Here is a 1,591-nt window from a genome sequence, read left to right as displayed (position 1 = left end):
GAAACCCAGCCAGTCGGCGTTCGTCTATCAAAACACCTTTGAAATTCCCGGTACTCGCCATGAATTTGAAGTAGTGCGCCTGTGGGAACAACCCCCCGAACTCTTTCTCAGCGCACCGGGACTGTTACCGTTGGCAGTGTTGGCTCGTAGCGAAGAACGAACCGAACTGCTCCAGCAAGTGGCCCGAGAGATACAACGCCTTCGCGATCGCCGTACCCAAAGCAATCTCACCGCCTCCGCTGCCATTTTAGCTGGGCTACTATTAGAAACAGAGCTGATTCAGCAAATCTTCAGGAGAGAAATCATGCAAGAATCGGTGGTATTTCGAGAGATTTGGGAAGAAGCATTACAAGAAGGACGTCAGGCGGGACTTCAGGAAGGACGCCGCGAAGAAGGCGTTGCGATGGTACTGCGACTTCTCCATCGCCGGATTGGAGAGATTCCCCCAGAAATCTCGAGTCAAATTGCGGCGTTACCACTGGCGCAAATTGAAGCCTTGGGGGAAGCCTTACTCGATTTCACCAGTCTCGCCGATTTGCAAACTTGGTGGCAGGAGCTTCCCTCGAAGTAAAACCCGTATGAGAGAGGGATCTAACGAGGTCACAAATCTTATTCTCCTCTCGCTTCGATGCTAAAATCGAGGGCGTGTTCGACATCGTCTGTAAATTCCTCGTCGAAAGCTTTGCCTCCGACTTTGCCAGTTGGTTGTTGGGGGAAGCGATGCCGTTGACGGAACTGAGTCCCTCCGAACTGTCTCTCGAACCGATTCGAGCCGACGCGCTCGTGTTACTGCAATCGACCGATACAGTTCTGCACGTCGAGTTTCAAACCCGACCCGAAGCCGAAATGGCCTTTCGCATGGCCGATTACCGCCTGCGGGTGTATCGTCGGTTTCCCGAAAAACAGATGCGACAGGTGGTGGTGTACTTGAAACCCAGCCAGTCGGCGTTCGTCTATCAAAACACCTTTGAAATTCCCGGTACTCGCCATGAATTTGAAGTAGTGCGCCTGTGGGAACAACCCCCCGAACTCTTTCTCAGCACACCGGGACTGTTACCGTTGGCAGTGTTGGCTCGTAGCGAAGAACGAACCGAACTGCTCCAGCAAGTGGCCCGAGAGATACAACGCCTTCGCGATCGCCGTACCCAAAGCAATCTCACCGCCTCCGCTGCCATTTTAGCTGGGCTACTATTAGAAACAGAGCTGATTCAGCAAATCTTCAGGAGAGAAATCATGCAAGAATCGGTGGTATTTCGAGAGATTTGGGAAGAAGCATTACAAGAAGGACGTCAGGCGGGACTTCAGGAAGGACTTCAGGAAGGACGTCAGGCGGGACTTCAGGAAGGACTTCAGGAAGGACGCCGCGAAGAAGGCGTTGCGATGGTACTGCGACTTCTCCATCGCCGGATTGGAGAGATTCCCCCAGAAATCTCGAGTCAAATTGCGGCGTTACCACTGGCGCAAATTGAAGCCTTGGGGGAAGCCTTACTCGATTTCACCAGTCTCGCCGATTTGCAAACTTGGTGGCAGGAGCTTCCCTCGAAGTAAAACCCGTATGAGAGAGGGATCTAACGAGGTCACAAATCTTATT

The 1,591-nt window shown here is 52.6% G+C and carries 2 protein-coding genes; both read left to right on the top strand.

Features of this window, described 5'->3' with window-relative positions:
• Positions 1-571: DUF4351 domain-containing protein (locus tag GEI7105_RS33355; protein ID WP_017660416.1), on the top strand; the 571-nt coding region annotated here is incomplete at its 5' end.
• A 74-nt stretch (positions 572-645) separates the two neighbouring features.
• Positions 646-1,548, top strand: coding sequence for an Rpn family recombination-promoting nuclease/putative transposase (locus GEI7105_RS0110465; protein WP_017660415.1), 903 nt, complete (start codon positions 646-648; stop codon positions 1,546-1,548).
• Positions 1,549-1,591: the final 43 nt, after the last annotated feature.

The organism is Baaleninema simplex PCC 7105 (assembly GCF_000332355.1).
GTDB lineage: Bacteria > Cyanobacteriota > Cyanobacteriia > Cyanobacteriales > Geitlerinemataceae > Baaleninema > Baaleninema simplex.
The sequence above is the reverse complement of the archived record's forward strand: the minus strand, read 5'-3'. Positions and strand labels throughout refer to the sequence as shown.